Origin of the sequence: Sphingobacterium multivorum (assembly GCF_039511225.1) — a bacterium.
Lineage (GTDB): Bacteria > Bacteroidota > Bacteroidia > Sphingobacteriales > Sphingobacteriaceae > Sphingobacterium.
This window is the reverse complement of sequence record NZ_CP154261.1, coordinates 1,932,978-1,953,288: the sequence shown is the minus strand read 5'-3', so window position 1 is coordinate 1,953,288 and position 20,311 is coordinate 1,932,978. Positions and strand designations below refer to the sequence as shown.

At 38.8% G+C, this 20,311-nt stretch carries 16 protein-coding genes and 4 tRNA genes; 7 read left to right on the top strand and 13 right to left on the bottom strand.

Translation table 11 applies throughout. The features are described 5' to 3' along the window. Window positions 1-10 precede the first annotated feature (10 nt). The gene (locus AAH582_RS08000) at window positions 11-4,180 is read right to left on the bottom strand and encodes an RHS repeat domain-containing protein (protein WP_343321764.1); all 4,170 of its coding nucleotides are present in this window, start codon (window positions 4,178-4,180) and stop codon (window positions 11-13) included. Between the two features lie 856 nt (window positions 4,181-5,036). Between AAH582_RS08000 and AAH582_RS07995 the strand changes: the two genes are divergently transcribed. Next, window positions 5,037-5,216 (top strand): hypothetical protein, encoded by a 180-nt coding sequence (locus tag AAH582_RS07995; protein ID WP_343321763.1) that lies wholly within the window; start codon window positions 5,037-5,039, stop codon window positions 5,214-5,216. Then, window positions 5,177-5,476 carry a recombinase family protein gene (locus AAH582_RS24845; protein ID WP_430459043.1) on the top strand — a complete coding sequence of 100 codons (300 nt, stop codon included), beginning with the start codon at window positions 5,177-5,179 and terminating at the stop codon, window positions 5,474-5,476. The genes AAH582_RS07995 and AAH582_RS24845 overlap by 40 nt, the downstream gene beginning before the upstream one ends. Here AAH582_RS24845 and AAH582_RS07990 read toward each other — a convergent pair. The 6 genes from AAH582_RS07990 to AAH582_RS07965 all read right to left on the bottom strand — a co-directional run bounded on the left by AAH582_RS07990 (window position 5,391) and on the right by AAH582_RS07965 (window position 10,617). Continuing rightward, entirely contained in the window at window positions 5,391-5,594 is a 204-nt protein-coding gene (locus tag AAH582_RS07990) for a hypothetical protein (RefSeq protein ID WP_343321762.1), read from the bottom strand. The genes AAH582_RS24845 and AAH582_RS07990 overlap by 86 nt on opposite strands. 20 nt (window positions 5,595-5,614) lie before the next feature. Further along, on the bottom strand, window positions 5,615-5,878 hold the full coding sequence (locus tag AAH582_RS07985; protein ID WP_343321761.1) for an ISAon1 family transposase N-terminal region protein: 264 nt from the start codon (window positions 5,876-5,878) through the stop codon (window positions 5,615-5,617). A gap of 147 nt (window positions 5,879-6,025) precedes the next feature. Continuing rightward, window positions 6,026-6,109: transfer RNA gene (locus AAH582_RS07980), tRNA-Leu, on the bottom strand. Window positions 6,110-6,183: 74 nt separating this feature from the next. Beyond that, the gene (locus AAH582_RS07975; protein ID WP_046671917.1) at window positions 6,184-7,062 is read right to left on the bottom strand and encodes an exopolyphosphatase; all 879 of its coding nucleotides are present in this window, start codon (window positions 7,060-7,062) and stop codon (window positions 6,184-6,186) included. A 360-nt stretch (window positions 7,063-7,422) separates the two neighbouring features. Continuing rightward, entirely contained in the window at window positions 7,423-7,965 is a 543-nt protein-coding gene (locus tag AAH582_RS07970) for a hypothetical protein (protein ID WP_046671916.1), read from the bottom strand. Window positions 7,966-8,040: 75 nt separating this feature from the next. Further along, window positions 8,041-10,617, bottom strand: coding sequence for a phosphoenolpyruvate carboxylase (locus tag AAH582_RS07965; protein WP_046671915.1), 2,577 nt, complete (start codon window positions 10,615-10,617; stop codon window positions 8,041-8,043). Between the two features lie 386 nt (window positions 10,618-11,003). Between AAH582_RS07965 and AAH582_RS07960 the strand changes: the two genes are divergently transcribed. Further along, complete coding sequence (locus AAH582_RS07960; protein ID WP_343321760.1) at window positions 11,004-13,196, top strand: FUSC family protein; 2,193 nt, start codon at window positions 11,004-11,006, stop codon at window positions 13,194-13,196. A gap of 31 nt (window positions 13,197-13,227) precedes the next feature. After that, window positions 13,228-14,208 carry a YpdA family putative bacillithiol disulfide reductase gene (locus AAH582_RS07955; protein WP_046671913.1) on the top strand — a complete coding sequence of 327 codons (981 nt, stop codon included), beginning with the start codon at window positions 13,228-13,230 and terminating at the stop codon, window positions 14,206-14,208. Here AAH582_RS07955 and AAH582_RS07950 read toward each other — a convergent pair. Further along, entirely contained in the window at window positions 14,201-14,818 is a 618-nt protein-coding gene (locus tag AAH582_RS07950) for a TetR/AcrR family transcriptional regulator (RefSeq protein WP_046671912.1), read from the bottom strand. The genes AAH582_RS07955 and AAH582_RS07950 overlap by 8 nt on opposite strands. A gap of 104 nt (window positions 14,819-14,922) precedes the next feature. On the opposite strand from AAH582_RS07950, the gene murB reads away from it, so the two are divergent. The 3 genes from murB to AAH582_RS07935 all read left to right on the top strand — a co-directional run bounded on the left by murB (window position 14,923) and on the right by AAH582_RS07935 (window position 16,987). Beyond that, window positions 14,923-15,939, top strand: a complete 1,017-nt coding sequence (murB, locus tag AAH582_RS07945) for a UDP-N-acetylmuramate dehydrogenase (protein ID WP_084823041.1) — start codon at window positions 14,923-14,925, stop codon at window positions 15,937-15,939. A gap of 261 nt (window positions 15,940-16,200) precedes the next feature. Then, a complete protein-coding gene (locus AAH582_RS07940; protein WP_046671910.1) occupies window positions 16,201-16,710 on the top strand; it encodes an RNA polymerase sigma factor in 510 nt (169 codons plus the stop codon). A gap of 31 nt (window positions 16,711-16,741) precedes the next feature. Then, on the top strand, window positions 16,742-16,987 hold the full coding sequence (locus AAH582_RS07935; RefSeq protein ID WP_046671909.1) for a cytochrome b5 domain-containing protein: 246 nt from the start codon (window positions 16,742-16,744) through the stop codon (window positions 16,985-16,987). On the opposite strand, the gene AAH582_RS07930 is transcribed toward AAH582_RS07935, so the two are convergent. The 5 genes from AAH582_RS07930 to mgtE form a co-directional block, all read right to left on the bottom strand. Beyond that, window positions 16,988-17,902, bottom strand: a complete 915-nt coding sequence (locus AAH582_RS07930) for a PfkB family carbohydrate kinase (RefSeq protein ID WP_046671908.1) — start codon at window positions 17,900-17,902, stop codon at window positions 16,988-16,990. It abuts the gene before it with no gap. A 57-nt stretch (window positions 17,903-17,959) separates the two neighbouring features. After that, window positions 17,960-18,033: transfer RNA gene (locus AAH582_RS07925), tRNA-Asn, on the bottom strand. A gap of 88 nt (window positions 18,034-18,121) precedes the next feature. Then, window positions 18,122-18,195: transfer RNA gene (locus tag AAH582_RS07920), tRNA-Asn, on the bottom strand. A gap of 50 nt (window positions 18,196-18,245) precedes the next feature. Further along, window positions 18,246-18,319 (bottom strand) — tRNA-Asn (locus AAH582_RS07915). 247 nt (window positions 18,320-18,566) lie between these two features. Beyond that, window positions 18,567-19,943 (bottom strand): magnesium transporter, encoded by a 1,377-nt coding sequence (gene mgtE / locus AAH582_RS07910; RefSeq protein WP_046671907.1) that lies wholly within the window; start codon window positions 19,941-19,943, stop codon window positions 18,567-18,569. Window positions 19,944-20,311: the final 368 nt, after the last annotated feature.

The window sequence follows — 20,311 nt, the reverse complement described above, 5'->3', positions numbered from 1 at the left end:
GTTCAGGAAATCATTTTCTTACATTATATTCAGTCGCACCCGTTATATTACCCTTCGAATCAGATGTCGTAACCCGTCTTCCCAATTCGTCATACGTGTAATACGTAAATTCTCCCCGGGTATCGTATTGTTTGATCATGTTACCTTTTAGATCAAATAGCTGAACCCAAAAGTTAACGCCTACTGGCGTCATCAGAATCAATTCCTTATTGATATGGCTGTCAAATTCGACATCAGTAAATTGTAAAAAATTGTTTATTGTGGCCAGATCGACAGTTGTGCCGTAAAGTCCATTTGTCATGGGTGATGAATTTAGGCTGAGCTGGTACCGTTGGCTTTCTCCCTGATAAAAGTTCAGTTTAACGCCTGAAAATGGCTGCGCAGAAATGAACTGAACTGGCCTTCCTAAGTTTTTAAAACCATCCAATTTCTTTCGGTAGTCCAACTTACCATTTAAAGTTGACAGGTATAAACCACCGTTTTTCGAATACCATAAACCTGAGGGATATAAATTATTTCGCAGGGGATAGACTACCTTGGAGAACAAATCAGTCAAATATCCACCAAATGTGATCTCACCACCGTAAAAGTCATCAAATTCCGCGGAATTTTGACCGGCCTCAGAATACTTTGACTCGGCCAGCGGATATTTTGCAAGGATCGAATCTAAATTATCAAATCTGACTGCAGATTTCAAAAAATCTGTCATTGATCCTAAAATATTATTAAAATCCCCCCAACCATTATCAATTAAATACTCGTTTCTTTTAATAATCCACTGTAATATTTCTGTCTTGTCAATTGAGTTTGGAAGCTCGAACATAGATCCAAAGTTGCTGTCATTAATTTCACTTGGATTTAACGACCTGCGAACTCTCCTCGTATTAGGAATTCCGTCAGAATAAAAGACTTCATCACCGTTTGCTCCTTCAATGGAAACAGTGAAAGAAAGATCTTCAATCGAGGCTTTTTTGACTTCATTGCTAGAAACCGAACCGCTGCTCCTCACTCCAAAAGGACTTACATAAAAATAATGATCCACGGTCTTTTGAAAATTAGCACTGGTGGGCTCATTCAGTGCATTATAGTTATTCAGGTTATTTTCAGGATTAACTTCACCCACTTCCGCAGCTGCGATGGGCCCAGCAAGCATTGCTGTTTTCACAGAAATAGGTAGGATTACATTCTTTAAAAATTCGGTATCATATTTTATATTCTGAAAAGTCTGAATATTTCCACTCATATAACTCCAGGTCGCTGTCCCAGAAGGCATAACCCAATTCTGTTCCTCAACAATATCAAATAACCTATTTTGTCTTTTTAAGCTATCAATTAGTGGTGAGACATTGCTGACAAAGTCCCGTACAAATTTCCGCTTTTTAAAATACCGATCGCCATTTTCAGCTTCTACTTTTTCCCCAACAGGTACTTTGGAACTTCCGTTATAAATGTACTTCATTCTATTTTCCAGACCACTACCCAATATTGTTGTGGAATAAAGGCTGACATTGTCATACCCATTGATTTCTAGTGGCATATTTTGGCCTGCATTAGCCTGCCAGACAACATTCTCAGAAAGAGATACGTTGCCCCCAGCCCTGAGGGTATAATTCTTTGGCATATTATTTATCATATTGAGCCTTGGCTGAATATTTCTCATATAGACCTGTAAATAGGGATTAAAGCCATATCCGACATCCCTGTTTTCATAACTTGAACCAAACTGATTTTTATAGATATTTTTATATGGATAAGGTCTATATTGATCTATAATACCGTTAAAGGCGAATCGTACATCAAAATCAAACATAGATAGATACTTCGAGTTGACATAGGGTACAAGATCATTCTGGGCCAGAAGGTAGCGCTTTTTTTCAATCTTTAGAACAGTTCCCGAATCATCAAATATCGTTCTGGAAAGAAGCAGATCTTCGAGCCAATAGGGATATATTGAATCGGACGCTGTAAAATCCAAAAAGCGATAACCGATCTTGCCTTTGCCCGGTTCGGATTCTTCAACATACGTATAAAACAAGTCATTATTACTCGATGTAAAATATGCAGGACTAAAATCAAAAGGTTCGGACATGCGATAATTATCGCTCTCAGGCATACCTGTATAATTGACCGACATATCAAATGACCGTTTATTTTTCTTGATATAAAAAGCTGTACTAGTTTGATTAAATTCGTAGGTAAACCTCCGCTGGCGTACCAATTTATCCTTATTAAAGTATTTTATCGCTTTAATCCGTATACCCCCGCCCAATGTATTTTTCGACGGAATAATTGGCATACCACCGCTATTCATAATACCGCTACATTGCAGTGAATTACTTTCGTAGTCAAATTCCATTTTACCTTGGAGTGGAGAGGTAATGGTTTTCAACGAAAAAGACTTTACATATGCTGAGTCCGGTTCTCGGTTTACTCCTGAATTTCCTTTTGAAAAATTCGCATAATCGTTTTCTGAAATGGAAGTAAAAAACTTCAGATAGGAAAGTCCCGGCGCAATATTATAACCGAAATAGGGCACCAGACCATAGCTATGATTATTATCAAGATCAGGGGTGAGACCACCGATATTATTGCAATAGTAATTCCAATAATCTTGCTTATAATCCTCCAAATTATGATTCTCCCGATAATATTCAAAGGAATACGGCATGTTAAGTCCCGTTTTGCTTCCTTTTATTATTTTTTTCAGGAAAACCTTTTTTGAGCACATATGGTCACCTTGATCAGATAAGTAGCTATATTGGAAATTGATAGAATCAATTTTGGTATTCTCCCAGTCTGTGAGGACAATCTGATCTAAAACGGGTTGGTATTTTTTCTCCTGATCATAGGACTTATATGAAAATTTCAGCAAATGGTTTTTTGAAACAATCAGAAGGGGATATTTTTTCAAAAGGAAGTTCTCGCCCTCAAACATCCAAATATCTACAGGGACATAAGTCGCGGTACTATACAATTCCCGCATTAACTGATTTTGCTGGTACTGGGCGGCCTGTAATGCAGAAGAGGCAAATAAATATTCGTTGGCACGGACCTGTTTCGAGGATTCAAGGCTCTGTAAGTTACTGACCAAATTGGACATCTTCGTTTCGTACAATACATTGGAATTATTTCTGACATAATTAAGATAGGAATCTTGCTTTTCCAAAGCGGACAGTTTGGAATTGTTTAAATCGTTTACAAGGACATTTTGATTAAAAAAAAGTAAATCTCTGTATTGTGCAATTGTATTGTCCAGCTCTTGCGTTGTAAAGCGTTCTGCACATTGTAACTGGTCGAAATAATTCTGCACCTTATCATACTCCGTAAGCACCGCAGCATAATTTGACGAATGGAGCTGTGCTAGTAAACTCTCATCCTTTCCCCATTCTGCAATGCTACGCCCGTACCTTAACGTATTTTCTGCAAGTGATTTTTTTGTGACCAGATAAGAATTATATAAGATGGTAATCTTTTCTCCAAAAGCACTTTTTATTTCGCTTACATACCATTGCGATGGGATTCCAGGTTTAATATTGGACGTGTTAAAGTTATTTTTGTTATCTATCTCGGCCTCAAATTCTTTTTCGTTAAATGTATAGATCGTGCCATCTGTATCTGTGACCTCAAAATAGTCTATTTCCTGATTTTTTTGTACTGCGCCATTACTTGATTTGAGTTCAATCCTCACATCACTTTTTTCCAAAAGTATGGCGACTTTTGATGTTGCATTGTTGCGGACAACAAATTTAAATGACTTACCATTTAAATTCAGGGCGAACACATCAGATTCACCATCCAGAAGATCATCTTTAACCGCATCCTTGAAATTTTGGACATCATTGCTGTTTTGTAAAACAGTATAATCTCTGCCTTTACCAATGCCATCTGGCATACCTTTCATTATTCTGACAATGGAATTGATACCACCTAAGGACCAGCCTAAACCAATCGGCGAGGAAATATCCCCAACCTTGATCCCGGAAGTGGTGTAGTTAGCACCGATGCCAATATTGAGATGTCCTTCCTGAATCGAAAAAAGAGGAACATTGATATTTACGAGACCCGTAGAATGCTTAACATCTGTCTGTATGTCCTCATACTGGCTTCGAATAATACTCTGGCCACTTAACCGCGAGGCGAGCATAAACAGGGAAAATAAGGTCAGAGAAAATCTTTTCATAATTTGAAGGCTTTTATTATGGCAAACGGCTCAGAAATAGAATTGTCCCCAAAAAATAAAAATAATTCATATTGGTTTATTAAAAACTCATTAGTACATTAAAAAAGACGCAAACGATTAAAGAAATTTTCAACTTAAAACATCCAATAAATTCTCTATATCCTGCTCAAAATGCTGTAAAGAAATTATGCTGACCCGTAAAAAATCTATTACTTTCCATGTAAAAAGATTGACTTGGATTCTGCTATACTTTTTCGTTCTTTATTAACTCAGTCGTATATCTCAATAGAAGTTACACCTCTTCTTGGTAAAAAATCCCTTTTTCAATCAATCCTAGGATCGCTCATGGACATCGACAATATGCGACAGACCTGCTCTACAAGTCCTCAGCCGGCAAGAAGCCCTATTTACCTAATCTTACTTTCCAGACGCTAAGTTCTTCGTTTATATGGCTGGAAATTACTATCCAACCGCTCGGTGAATATTTTAAACGGATATTCGTCTTGATTACAGTAAAGCTTACGAGGGCCAAGAATAGTCATGGAAGTTTTACCAATGACTGTAAGCTCTGCGATTTTCCAGGTGTAATAGCTAGGATTCTTTCCAAAGAAATGTAGCGGTTCGGACAGGCGGCAGATCGGATAGTGCTGTGCACATAGTTTTTCAGTATATCTAGTTGGTTATCTACTGACATCTTCATCATCCGAAAAAACAAGTTTTGATGCATTCACTAAAATTTGAATACACAACACAAGATCAATAGGATAAAATTCCCTCTAAAATTGGGGAAGAACCAATTTACTTCGGAATTTGCAATAATTGAGTTTGAGTGTAAATTTCGGATACGAGAAATGGCATGAGAAGAGCACACAAAGAAGGCAGATGGATGGGTTCAACACCTGTAAGTTATAAAAACTGGTTAAATGAACATGGGAAAAAGTCCATTGAGTTAAAAGAACCTGATGCATCATTAATTAAATGGGCTTTTGAAGAACTATCGAAGGGAATTTTTCAACACTCAGCAAATTCACCTTAAAGAGAGAGAAAGGTTTAGATATCTGTAAAGCCTATTTTTGGAAATGTATCAAAAATCCCGTGTATTGTGGACGAATTGTAGTTCCTGAATATGAAGGAGAAGAAGAATACACTGCAAAGAGACAACATGAGGCTATTATTTCGGAATCTACGTTTAACAAAGTTCCAGGAGGTTTTAGACAAAAGGAAAAGAAAAAAATATCGAACAAAGATTGTTGGACTTCAACTTGTCGTTCTGGTAGCCAGCTGGAGCGATGTTAAGTTCATCTAAATAAATGTGGAGCTGATTGTCAACCTGATCGACTTCTAAAATCTGAAAATATTCCAAAAGCCCTTCGGGCATCAATAGGGATAGTAATTTACGTTTGGCCTCTTGCAATGTTAGCTATATTAAAGAAGCTAAACTAGGAAATTTTTACTATTCCCCAACAATTCAGCTTGATCCACTTTCTGACCTCTAATGGGAAAGTCGGAAATCTCTGTAGAAGGCATAAAGCCCTTTGACTCCAGCTTGCTGTTCTCATAGCCTGTTGGAGAAATATTAAGCTCGTCTAAATAAATGTGGAGTTGATTGTCAACCTGATCGACTTCTAAAATCTGAAAGTATTCTAAAAGCCCTTCGGGCATCAATAGCGATAGTAATTTACGTTCGGCGTCTTGCAAGGGATATCTGTATTAAAGATGCTAAACTAGGAAATTTTTGATATTCCCCCAAGAAGTCTGCTTGATCCCTATATCTATTTGATTAACAACGAATTAAATTCAAAAAAAAGCAGACAAAACTCGATTTTAAAGAGTTGTCTGCTAAAGTGCCCAGGAGCAGATTCGAACTGCCACGCCCATGCGAGCGCCACCCCCTCAAGATGGTGCGTCTACCAATTTCGCCACCTGGGCTCATATTCATCTTTGGTATCACAAAAATAAAGATTTTTCGCTCTTTTACAAGTCGAAAATCGCTTTTTACAGCATTATTTTACTAAATTCCTATTGATCAAGGTTCTAATTACGCCGTCGACAAGCCCAACCCTTGGAACAATGATTTGTTTTAGACGACCATGCTTCATAATCGTCAGAAAAATCTCACTTGCAGGAATAATGACATCGGCACGATCTTCGTTTAAACCCAATAAGATAATACGTTCTTTCAGAGAAAATGAAGATAAATGCTCATACACGGCTTTTAATTTAGCATAGGATAATGGTTTATCCAATTTTTCATTGGAAAGGCGCGCAAGCTTATTAATATTGCCGCCAGTACCAATACCAACCACTTGCTTATACATATGCGTATTGCTACGTACCCATTCCCTCAGTTCATCCCAGGTCTCTGCCTTGTCCTGATTGTCGAGGATACGGATTGTGCCCAAGTTGAAGGACCTGGAATTAACCAAAACTCCATTGGCAAATAACGATAATTCTGTACTACCGCCACCGACATCAATGTAAAGGTAAACTTTGTCCTTTTCCATCTTATTATCCCAATGGCTATTGTAAATAATCTCCGCCTCCTTTGCCCCTTCTATAATATCGATGTTAATACCGTTTTTCTTGACCTCCGCAACAATGTCAGCTCCATTTCGCGCATCGCGCATGGCCGAAGTTGCACAGGCCATATAATCCTCCACGTTATAAACATCCATCAACTCCCGAAAAGCCTTCATCGTTTTAATCAAACTCTGAGCTTTCCTTGGTGAAATTTCCTGATGAATAAACGCATCATCCCCCAAACGAAGTGGAACACGTAACAGTGTATTTTTCTTAAAATTATATTGGTCTTTCTGTCCAATAATGTCAGCTATCAAAAGACGGACTGCATTGGAGCCTATATCTATTGCGGCGTATCTCACTTTATATACGATTTCATTAAATTACGCTAAAATAAACACAGTTATTAAGAACTGTGTTATATAAACGTTAAGTTATCATTAATTTAACAAATAACAAACCATTATTACAGGGAATTCTTGCCTACAAAACATTCGATATGTCGTACAATAACTAAAATTCCCATTTTATCAAAAATAACAACGGATTTCCTGACAAAATCATTTCACTAGCAATAACTGAGTCGAGATACAGATCGAGCATCCTACCTAAACTCACTATTAGCACAATTCCGTACAAAAATCTATTATTGCCAACAAAAAATCATAAAAAAAGGAATATTCATTTTGATGAATACTCCTTTCCTACTATTATCTTATTTCTTAGTGATGGTGCTCTTCAACTTTACCGCCAGCTAATTTGTAGATCTCTTCCACTTTTTTCAAAGATTCCTCTGAAAGGTGAATAACATCCTTATTTGTATTGAGTTCTTCATGAGACAATCTTGTATTGATCTCACCTTGTTTTTCAACTACTAGCGCTAAAAATGCTTTATCGTTAAATGCCGCTGTACTGTCCGAACCAATTGAAGCAGGAACTTGAAATGCAGGCACGCCACGTTGCGCATCGCCAACATGCAATTCTTTAGCTAAATTGTCCAATTCTGGTAGCACTGTTGCGTAAGCTTCTTTAATCTTTGCGGCTACATTTTTCACCTCTGCTGAGGTAGATTGTTTTGCAGCTACATCGGCAAGATTTACCAAGTAGTTTCCATTTTCGCCAACGAATTTAATCATTGCAAAGGCATCACCATCCGCTAAGGATGCATTAGAGTATTGACGCTGTCTATCTGCAGCTGTTTGACCACAAGATGCAAATAATGTACCCGCACAAGCCGCAACAATAAATAACTTATTAATCTTCATATCAATTTTGTTAACTATACAAAAGTAGATAAAATATATGTTCTCCGAAACCCTATCCGTGAAAAGAAAGAAAAATTACGCAACATTTCTTCCGGCATTCACCACGCCAAAGATTGTACGTGCTATTAATTTCGAATAATCTTCACGTTGTGCATCGGTCAGCTGATCCGAATTCAATGCACGAATCGCAAAATGCTGTATAACCAATAACGGTAATACAATTCCCTCGCGCGCTAAAATAGACTCTCGATCCACAGGATAGTTCTCCATCAATTTTGAGGTTCCGCTCAGCTTTAACAGATATTCTTTTGTTATTTGGTACTCGGCATACAAAGTTTTCCAAAAGTCACCATAAATAGGATCATCTTTCATGTATGCTGTAATATCAAAGTTGGACTTTGTCATCGACATCATACAATTGTCGATCAATGTTTGAAAAAATCCGGATGACACATACAATTGCTGCACGTCTTTCCAAAGGTTATTTTTTTCAGCCCATTGTAATGCTGTTCCGACACCATAAAACCCAGGAATATTTTGTTTCAGCTGGCTCCATGAAGTTACAAAACTAATCGCCCGCAAATCTTCCAATCGCAATTCACGGCCTGAGTTACGTTTTACAGGTCTACTTGAAATATTGATCGACGATAGCGCTTTCAATGGCGACATCGTTTCCAGATAAGGTAAAAACAATTCGTTCGTGCGTAGATCCATGAACTTATGATGGCTCAGCTCAGCCAGCTTATCAATGATCTCCTGTTGATGTTTGGTTAAGGTATCGCCCACACGTTGTTTCAAATCGGAAATAATTCCAGCGTGCAACAATTGCTCAATATTAAATCGTGCCGTATCTAAGGATCCATACTGGCTACTGATTGTTTGTCCTTGAATTGTCAATTGAATATGATCGTTGGCAATCTCCTTGCCCATAGATGCATAAAAACGTTGTGTTTTACCACCACCGCGTGCGGGAGGTCCACCACGACCGTCAAAAAATACCAAATCGACATCGTATTCGCGTGATATTGCCGTAAGTTCGATTTTTGCACGATAAATCGACCAGTTTGCCATCAAGTATCCACCGTCTTTGGTACTGTCTGAATAGCCCAACATAATGGTCTGTTTGTTTCCTCTACGTTTCAAATGTGCCTTGTACTCCTTATTGCTGTACAAGGTTTTCATCACGTCCGCTGCTCTCGTCAAGTCATCAACGGTCTCAAACAAGGGTACAAAATCGATCGTTAAAGCATCCTTCTTCCATCCAGACCACAAGAATAATTGGCGCAGTCCCAGGATATCACTTGCCTGTTGGCAATTGCTGATGATAAAGCGTTGCGCAGCTCGCTCAGAACCGGAACGTTGAATCTCCTTTAATAATTTTATCACACCAGATGTATCCTTCGTCAACGGATCCGCATCCTCGCCTACCGTCAAGTCAAGTTCTTTGAATTTTAATGCTTTTTGTTTATCATTTTCACCTAGTTCCAGATAATCCAACGGCATCCCAGTCTCTTCCTGATTATGTTGAATCAGATAATTGGTAGCCTCACGTAAAATGCGGCTGTCTTGTCTGATATCCAGCGTCGTAAAGAAACAACCAAAAGTCATCACTTTGCGGAGCAAATCATCAACGATCTCTACAAAAAGCCCATTGTGATATTCCTCCAAAACATTTTTGATTGCCTTCAGATTTGTGATAATAGTATCAGTTTCGTCTGCTGGATGTTCCACCGGATTAAAACTGTTTTCGTAGAACAATGTTTGAAGGTTTTCCATATATTCCTCCACACCTCTAAAAGTAATGCGGCGTCTAACGATACGAAAATCCCTATAGTAACATCTAAACAAAATAGTACGTAACAATGCGGCAACTTTCTTGGTGCTATCAACACTTACGTTGGGATTACCATCACGGTCACCTCCAGGCCAAAAGCCCAATTCAATCAATTGTTTGACTTCTTCGGTATCCACGTCCAGTTCATCATCAATAAAGGACTGAATTTCCGATGCTACCTTATAAAATACGTTTTCCAAAAACCAAGCTAAGCTCGCCGCCTCATCCACTGGGGTTGGTTTATTTTTATTGATGAAAGGCGTTTTACCCAGTTGCTGTAGCAATAAATGTATACTATGAATATCATTGGTCTTGATTGCATCAATCAGGTCGTTGATAATACCCAATACTGGTCCCGGATAAAATTGGGTAGGATGTGCTGTTAAGACAAGACGTACAGAAAAGTCCTTCAATTTTGACACGATCTTACGGCGCATATCATCGCTGCCTTCGGCATTTTTTATTAATGCCCCTAAGACATTTTCGTCATCGCCACGACCCACCATCTGAAAGGATGAATCTTCGATCGCATCAAATAACACAACCTGACGCTCTATATATTGAACAAATCGAAACAACAAATCAATCCGTTGCTCTTCCGAAGAAAATTCCTCATGCTGATCGAAGAAACTCTTTATGATCTCATCAGGAGTTAAATGCTGATCCACACCCTTTTCACATTGCTTTGCAAAAAATGGTAATAAAGTACCTGTATCTTTAACACGTTGAAATGGCAATGTTAAAAACAAACTTTTGAAAAGCTCAAAGCGTGTCAATACCTCGTCCTGAAAGACGGCTTCATTTTTACTTTGCTTCATATTTAAATCTTTGAAAGTGGTCAAGAGAGTTTAGGTGACTCTTGAAATTTTGTAATGTCTCTGAAATTACCCTATGGCTCCAAATATAACAATATTATACCTAAACAAATAAAAAAATATAAATTAATCAAAAAAACAATTAAAATATTATAAACATACTAACAAATTTTTGGTAAATTTTCGTTTTTAACACATTAATGCAATGCAGTATAGCAAGGAAGACCTTGAAAACCTGATCCTGTTAAGCCCCGCTACAAAATGAACCATCCCTAATCTGACAGGAATGGAACAGCTATCTCGCGATCATCCGTACTAAAAAGGGCAAACATAGCCGAACAATTGTTTTTAATATGAAAAGCAATTTATCTAAGTTTGTACTATACATTATGAAACAGACACAAGAAATAAAAAGTTTTTTCTATAGCCAATATTTTGCGGATGGACTCCGAATCACCATCGGATGTATTGTGCCTGTCCTAATCTTTGCAACCATCGGGCAATTTACCAATGGAACCATTGTTTCCCTGGGAGCGCTATTGGTAGGTCTCTCCGATACGCCCGGAGCACCTAGCCATAGAAGGAAAGGCATGATTGCGGGTGCGATTTTGACGACGTTAACTTTTATTTTAACCAATATAGTTAATCAAAATGTCTATCTACTGGCAATTTTTATCGGCGTAGCCTGCTTTATATTTGCCATGTTTGCAGTATTCAATAGCAGGGCCGCCAACGTAGGCCTTATGTGTATTCTGATGATGTTGATCCATGTGCAGATTCACTATCCTCTTGCTGAAGCCATCAACTATTTAGGCTTCTATACATTAGGCGGTCTATGGTATATCGCCATTAGTCTTTCCATCACCCAAGCGCGTCCTTATAGGCTCGCCGAACAGGAGCTATCCGAAACAATTCGCTATGTGGCTGATTACATCCGGCTAAAAGCTAATTTTTACGATGCCAAAATTGATAATGATAAAAACTACCTCAAACTGATCGACAAACAAGTTGAAGTCAATCAGCATCAGGAAAACCTACGGGATGTATTGTTTCAAAGTAAACGATCAATTAAAGACACCACAAAGGTGGGACGTTATTTAACCCTCGTTTTCAACGATATTGTCGATCTCTTTGAGCAAAGTATGGCGGCGCACTATGATTACAACACCATCAGCGAACGCTTTGGTCCGACCGGAATCTTGGAAGATTTCAAAAACGTGATCCTAAAATATACCAATGAGCTTGATAATCTAGCCTATCAGCTTAACACAAATACGCAGCCAAAGCCACTATACGATTTCGATTCGGATCTCAGTCGTCTTCATAGTAAAATCGATCAACTTGATAAAAATCAAGAGTTTAGTACCTTTGCTTTACGTAAGGTATTGATCAATTTGCGTGATCTGGTTCGCCGGATCAAAAATATCTATGGTTACTCGCATCTACAACCAGACGATGTCAAACGCAAAGAAATTGACGACGCAAAACGCTTTGTTCAAAGCTCTGCAATTGACTTTAAGAAGTTCCGCGAAAATCTTACTCTAAAATCCACCATCTTTCGACATGCCTGCCGCATGGCAATTGTCATGTCGGTCACTTATTACGTGTTTGAGGTCACCAATATCACAAATAATGTCTACTGGATCCTCCTGACTATCATGGTTATCCTAAAACCTGGCTTCGGGCTCACAAAGGAGAGAAATATCCAACGTCTAATCGGTACCACGATCGGTGGACTCATCGGAGCCCTCATCCTGCTAACCATCCATGACCCAACTGTTCTTTTCGTTCTCCTGGTATTCTTTTTTCTGACGGCATATAGCTTATTCCGGGTCAATTATGTCATTGCCGTACTTTTTATGACCCCATATGTATTAATTATGCTGAGCTTCGTCAGCGCCAATACACTAGACGTCACGAAAGAGCGCATATTGGATACCTTTATCGGGGGCATGATTGCATTCTTGTCCAGTTATATTATTTTTCCAAATTGGGAGAGCATGCAAGTCAAGGAATCCATGCGAAAGCTACTCATTGCCAACTACAATTACATCTTTCAGGCATTAAAAGAAATTGCAGGTCAAGCGCCTTCCATCACAGAATACAAACTAACGCGCAAGGCAGTCTATGTGGAAACAGCCAACATGGGTTCCACTTTCCAACGTATGCTTACAGAACCCAAGAAACGTCAAAAATATAGCAAGGAAGTCAACAAATTCGTCATATTCAACCATATCCTAGCTTCTTTTTCGGTGACTTTAATGAACCATCTCGACGAAATGGATAATAATTATATCAATAAGGACCATGTCCGGACGATCCGAAAAATATTAGGCGCCTTAGAGCAGTCCATTCAACTGCTTCATTCTGCCGATAGCGTCGATGCATTTGTTCCTTTGACAATCGAAATTCCCAACGACCAATTTGCGAATACAGATGTCAGTTCAGTTGATGGACAGCTATTGAGTGAACAGCTGGACTTTCTCAATAAAATTGCACAGGACCTGCATAAAATAGTCCAGGACCTTCACGCAAAAAGCACAGCAATGTCAGAAAATGAACTGTCTAAAGCTTTAAGCTGATTTATTCTTTAAAATTCTCGACATTTATACCATGAGCGATACGATAACACGGTACGACCTGATTATAGTTGGCGGCGGCCCAATTGGCTTAGCTTGCGCCTTAGAAGCCAAGGAAGCAAATTTAAATTATCTTATTCTTGAAAAGGGCTGTTTGGTCAACTCATTATATAATTACCCTCAGAATATGACCTTCTTCTCTTCCTCCGAACGACTAGAAATAGGTGATATTCCTTTTGTGACAACCAACCCCAAGCCCAAACGCATGGAGGCTTTGGAATATTACAGACGTATACAGCAAAAGTTTGCACTGGATACCCATCTTTTTGAAGAAGTACTGGAAATTAAGAAAGAGGACACGGAATTCCGGGTCAGCAGCAGCAAAAGCATGTACTTAACCAAGAAAGTCATTATCGCCACAGGTTTTTATGACATACCGATGTTGCTCAATATCCCAGGCGAAGAACTCCCAAAAGTGAGGCATTACTACGATGATCCACATTATTATAGCAGCCAAAAGGTGATCGTTGTCGGCGCCAGTAATTCATCCATCGATGCAGCGCTTGAAACCTACCGAAAAGGAGCGCACGTATCTTTGGTGATTCGCGGCAGCGAAATCAGCCGCCGGGTAAAATATTGGGTAAAACCTGATATTGAAAATCGAATCGCTGCTGGTGAAATCGATGTGTATTATAACAGCAGCTTAACAGAAGTTACTCCAACTACTGCACATATCCAAACACCAAATGGTATTGTCGAACTCGATAATGATTTCGTACTGGCTTTAACCGGCTATCGCCCAAATTTTGAATTTTTAAAAAGAATCGGAATTGATATTCCTGAAGAGGCACCTTGTATTCCCAGCCATAATGAAGAAACAATGGAAACAAATGTAGCTGGGATGTACTTGGCAGGCGTCGTTTGCGGTGGGTTAAATACCCACCTTTGGTTCATTGAAAATTCACGAATTCATGCCAAACAGATTATCGGACATATCCGCTCAACACTTACTTAACAACTTGAAAACGTAAACCATTTAAGAAGATTTTCATCATTTTCTTCTGTAAACTAAGAATATGATCGAATTCTTCTTTTGTTGGAAACAACATGTTTTTCATATCCTTTAATATGCCCATACGCATGCCGAATAGGGAATACAGAAGAATCCGTGCAGTTTCATTGATATCTTCAACCTGTATCTCGCCGGCATCGATACCAATCTTGAGAATCTTCTCAATAATTTCTACTTCACGAAGATATGACTCTTTGAACACCTGCTCCAACTCGTCCGGAAGCTCTTTGACCATCTTCATGGTGTATTCAAATAAATTATAATACTGATTGATGATCTTAACACGCATATCAATGGAGTACATCATAATCTCCTCAAAGTCCCCCCCCTTTCCAATGACATCCTCTAGGTCCTCGATCATTTTGTCGATGACATATTCGAAAACCGCAGAATATAAGCTATTCTTATCCGGAAAATAATAATAGAGCAATGCTTTTGAGAAATTGAGATCCTTGGCTATTTCCGACATCGTTGTCTTAGCCATTCCAAAATGTGCAAAGCGCCTTGTCGCAGCTTCTAGAATTTTGATTCTTTTTACATCTGCATTACCCATTAAACTTATATTTTTTATCGTTAAATAAACGGTTTATACTATCTTTACCGATTATCATGCTAAAGATAGCTGATTTTTTTGAATTTCTGAAAACTAAAGTCAATATGAAGTTAAACATTCAATCGAATATATCTTTAAAAGCTTTCAATACGTTTGGGATTGAAGAAAAGACAAATTTTCTAATCGAAGTGAATGACAATGAAACATTGACCGAAATTTTTAAAAACGATATTTTTAAGGAGAACTTTTTTGTTCTTGGTGCCGGTAGCAATGTCCTTTTCACTAAAGCATTCGACGGCTATATTATCCGCATGACCAGCAAGGGCATACAGTCAAAAATTGATGGCGATGACGTCTATGTCACTGCGCAAGCAGGAGAAATCTGGAACGACTTCGTTTGGTATTGTATCGAACATAATTACGCCGGCATTGAAAACATGGCCCTTATTCCCGGCACTGTTGGTGCTTCACCTGTGCAAAACATCGGTGCCTATGGGACCGAGTTGATGTATGTCTTTTACGAATGTCAGGCTTTCGATACGCATACCGGCAACTTTACAACATTCAAAAAGGAAGATTGCGATTTCTCCTATCGCGACAGCATTTTTAAAACAGCACACAAAGGACGGTTTATCATTACCCAGGTAACTTACAAGCTTAGCCGAACAGCCCATATCAATACAACTTATGGTGCAATAGAAGCCGAACTCGCCAAAGAAAACATAACAAACCCAAGCATTGCCGACATTGCAACCATTGTCTCCAAAATCCGCGTAGAAAAGCTTCCTGACCCAAGTACAGTGGGAAATGCAGGTAGCTTCTTTAAAAACCCAGTAGTGACAGCATCGACTTTTGAACCTCTTCAAAAAGAATATCCTACAATACCGCATTATCCAATGCCCAATAATGAAACAAAATTGGCTGCTGGATGGTTAATAGAACAATGTGGTTGGAAAGGAAAAGAATATGGACAAGCAGGTGTATGGAAAAATCAGGCACTTGTACTAATAAATAGACAAAACGCTACAGGACAGGAAATTTATAATCTATCGGAACAAATTATAAGTGATGTCGCAAACAAATTCGGCATTAGGCTAGAGCGCGAAGTTAATTTACTGTAAAGATTTAAAAAAAGTATTTTTACTCTTTTTAAATCTGAAAGCAAAAGAAAAACAAGCTTCACCTTAGCAAAACATCACTTTCAGCTAATTTTATTTACTTAAAGTTAGCTTACACACACGTTTGCTTTGCTTAAAATAATCTTAAAATTATATTAACAAATCTAATTTTGCCATTTTTGGCGCATTTTTTGCCTCATACTTAATGAACCGCATTTATAAACGTACTGTTTTGTAAAAAGAACAGTTATAATTCATTAAGCTATGACAAAGAATGAATTTGACACCATGGTTATTGAGCAATCGGACTCATTAAAACTCTACGCCAGAAATTTTACCAGTGATTACGAAGATGCCAACGATCTCGTTCAGGACACGATCCTGAAAGCTGTAACCTATTTTAAAAATTTCAAAGAAGGAACCAATTTGAAAGGATGGCTCTACACCATCATGAAAAATACGTTTATTAACAACTATAGACGTATTGTGAAAACCAACTCTTTCATTACGAAAGACGAGGATATTTCTAACGCTAACCTCCTATTATCCGCTTCCTCAAATCAGGGCGAAAGCAAATTTGTCATGGAAGACATCCATGAAGCTTTATCTAGTCTTTCCGAAGAATATTACATCCCTTTTTCATTGTACTTCGAAGGTTTTAAATACCACGAGATATCGGAACATTTAAATATCCCCATCGGAACGGTAAAAACAAGAATACATGTTGCTAGAAAATTAATGAAAAGATCACTATCGGCCTATAAAGTAGCCTAGTTTTTTTATCTTCGCCTTTTTACAATAACGAATGGCGGAAGAATTATCGGAATATAGCAAAAGCCAACTGGCTTTACGTAATGGTCAGGACAAACCACAGATCTGGATTGCTTATCGCGGATTTATCTATGATGTCGGAGAAAGCAGACTTTGGAAAAACGGAATGCATTACGAACATTGGGCCGGACAAGATCTAACTGAGGAGCTCCAAGAAGCCCCTCATTCAGCATCCGTATTTTCAAAATTTCAGATCGTCGGAAAACTGAAAGATCAATGACTATAAATTAAACTGAGATAGGGCAACAAAAGCGTTCAATCGCTTTTGTATGTCCTCTTCGGTAAGATCAACCAAACGATCTGTTCCAAATTTCTCCACACAGAATGAAGCTAGGGCAGAACCAAAAATCAACGCATTCTTCATGTTTGTAAAGTTTATACTTTTTACTTTGGCAAGATAGCCAATAAAACCTCCAGCGAAGGAATCCCCTGCGCCAGTTGGGTCAAACACATCTGCTAGTGGTAGTGCTGGGGCAGAAAAAATCTGGTTCTCTCCAAAAAGAAGCGCGCCGTGTTCACCTTTTTTGATAATTAAATATTTAGGGCCCATTGCTAAAATGGCTGTTGCAGCTTTAACCAGCGAATACTCTCCTGATAGTTGCCTTGCTTCGGAATCATTGATGGCTAAAACATCAACCTTGAGAAGCACTTTTCTTAAGTCTTCCATGGCAACATTCATCCAGTAGTTCATGGTATCCAGAACAACCAGCTTAGGCTTATGTACCAAGCGCTCCAATGTTGTCAATTGTATTTGAGGTGTAAGATTACCCAAGAGAAGATACTCGCAATCTTGGTAACTTTCGGGAATAATGGGATCAAAATCAGCCAATACATTTAGGTCTGTAGCCAGGGTGTCACGGCTATTCATATCGTTATGATACCTGCCAGACCAAGAAAAAGTTTGCCCACCAGTGATCACCTGAACCCCTGTAACGTCTACACCACGGTTTCTGATAAGATCAAGATTGTCATTTCCAAAATCCTCCCCAACAACACTGACCAATTTGATTTGATCACATAGATAGGATGCCGCTATACTCGCAAATGTACCGGCACCACCTAGAATTTTGTCAGTTTTACCGAACGGTGTTTCTATTGTATCGAAAGCCACCGTACCAATAATTACTAAACTCATAGTTTTTTAATAAGCATGGTAAACAAAAAAACCGGCGTAAAGCCGGTTTCAATATTGCTCCTGAAGCTGGGCTCGAACCAGCGACCCTCTGATTAACAGTCAGATGCTCTAACCTGCTGAGCTATTCAGGAATTTATTTTTCGAGAAATTCCTTTCTCATAGAGTGTACAAAAGTAGTACATTTTAATATTATTTGCAAATAAAATATTTGCATTGTTGCTCCTGAAGCTGGGCTCGAACCAGCGACCCTCTGATTAACAGTCAGATGCTCTAACCGGCTGAGCTATTCAGGAATGAAAAATTGAATATTTTAAAAACCCCGGTTATGTAAGTTATTAAATTGCTCCTGAAGCTGGGCTCGAACCAGCGACCCTCTGATTAACAGTCAGATGCTCTAACCTGCTGAGCTATTCAGGAGTGTTTTTCAATTTTTCCGGAGACCCTATTGCGTTTCCGTGATGCAAGTATCGGAAGATTATTAGAATACTACAAATTTTTTGAGCACATTTTTTACAACTTCCTAAATTCCAATTAGAATAATTTATTTTTATTTTTTCAAACAGCTCCACAAAATCCCCTTTTCAGCACTTAAACCAACATTATCCTTCTTTTACCTTCAATCGCCATGAGTGGATCAACGAACAATATCGGAAATTGCGTACGATTAAAGCAGCACACCTTTCAAAATTAGCGTGGCCACACTAAAATAAATCAGCAAACCTGTTACATCGACTAATGTCGATACAAAGGGCGCTGAAGAACTCGCTGGGTCGGCCCCAAGTCGTTTCATCACAAAAGGCAACATAGACCCCATCAACGACCCCCAAAGGACCACACCAACCAAGGACAAAGAGATAACTAATGCAACCAACACCCAATACTGACCATAGCTATGCGCAAAAGATTGCCATGCCATAATCCTTATAAAGCCCAAAGCCCCCAAAATAAGTCCCAGCAGTAAACCCGACAAAATCTCTCTTCGCATCACACGCCACCAGTCCCCCAACGTAACTTCCCCTAAAGCCATCGCTTGAATAATTAGTGTTGAGGCTTGCGAACCGCTATTCCCACCACTGGATATAATAACAGGCATCAGTGCAAACAACATAATCGCACTTGCCATTTGCTCCTCGAAATGCTCAATCACTGTAGCTGTCAAAAGTTGCCCCAGAAAAAGCACAATAAGCCATCCAGCTCTCTTCTTGACCAAGTTCTTAATCGACACATCCAGGTAAGGTTCATCCAAAGCCTCCGTTCCCCCAATACGCTGCATATCTTCCGTGTACTCCTCGTTTGCCACCCAAAGAATATCATCCACAGTCACAATCCCCAACATAACCCCCTGTTCGTCGACAACAGGCAAGGCCACGCGATTATTCATCCGGAAGATGTTGATCGCTTCCTCCTGGGGATCGTAAGCATTCAGCGAGATCAGCCGATGATCGATCAAATCTCCAACGACTCTATCTGGCTCCGCCATCAGCACATCTTTAATCCGAATATCATCAACCAGCTTCCCATTTCCATCAATCACATATAGTACATCTATCGTCTCCGAATCTCTTCCATAACGTCTAATATGTCCCAATATACGCTCAATACTCCAATGCTCCTTTACGGTAATATAATCGGGTGTCATAAGGCGTCCAACGCTATCCTCTGGATAGCCCAGCAAAGCCAATGCTTCAACACGATCTTTAGGTGGTAACAGTAAAATCAAATGCTTAATATCGTCCTTCATTTCTGAAAAAAAAGAAGTCCGATCGTCGGGGGGCAACTCGTTAATTAATGCGCTAATTTTCGCTTTAGAAAGCTTCTTAAAAATCCGGTTTTGCGTAGGGAAATCCAGAATACGAAATACGTTAACTGCACGATTCAAATTTAACGATTCAATAAACAGTGAACCATGTTCGGGCAACTCATCAATCAGCTCCTCTACTTCTGAAATATTTAATTCATTCAAAAATTCTTCCAGCCCAACAAGATCTCCACTTGCTATCAATTGCTCTATTTGATTCACCTGCATTTCCAGTTCTTCCATATCTCCTATCAATTTAAAAATCCTACATCTACACAAAATTTATATGTTACAAAAATCGCTTTTTTAAAGTAAATTCTGCATAAAAAAATAAATAATAAAAACCGGCTGTCTGTCGCAGGAATTGGGATAAATATCAGACGAATGGTGCAATGCCCAAATTAAAAAAGAGACATTTTGTCATCAATAAAAATACGAGAGAAAACCGTCCCCGCCAACATCTTCAACAAGTACAAGCAAAAAAAAGACGACGAAATTTATCATCTAATTACCGACCCATTTTTTATCGAATAAAATGAATCAGGCCACACCGAACTCGCCAGCACACTCCCGAAAGCAACGCCCCATAGTCGTCTGATTTTTCCACAAAA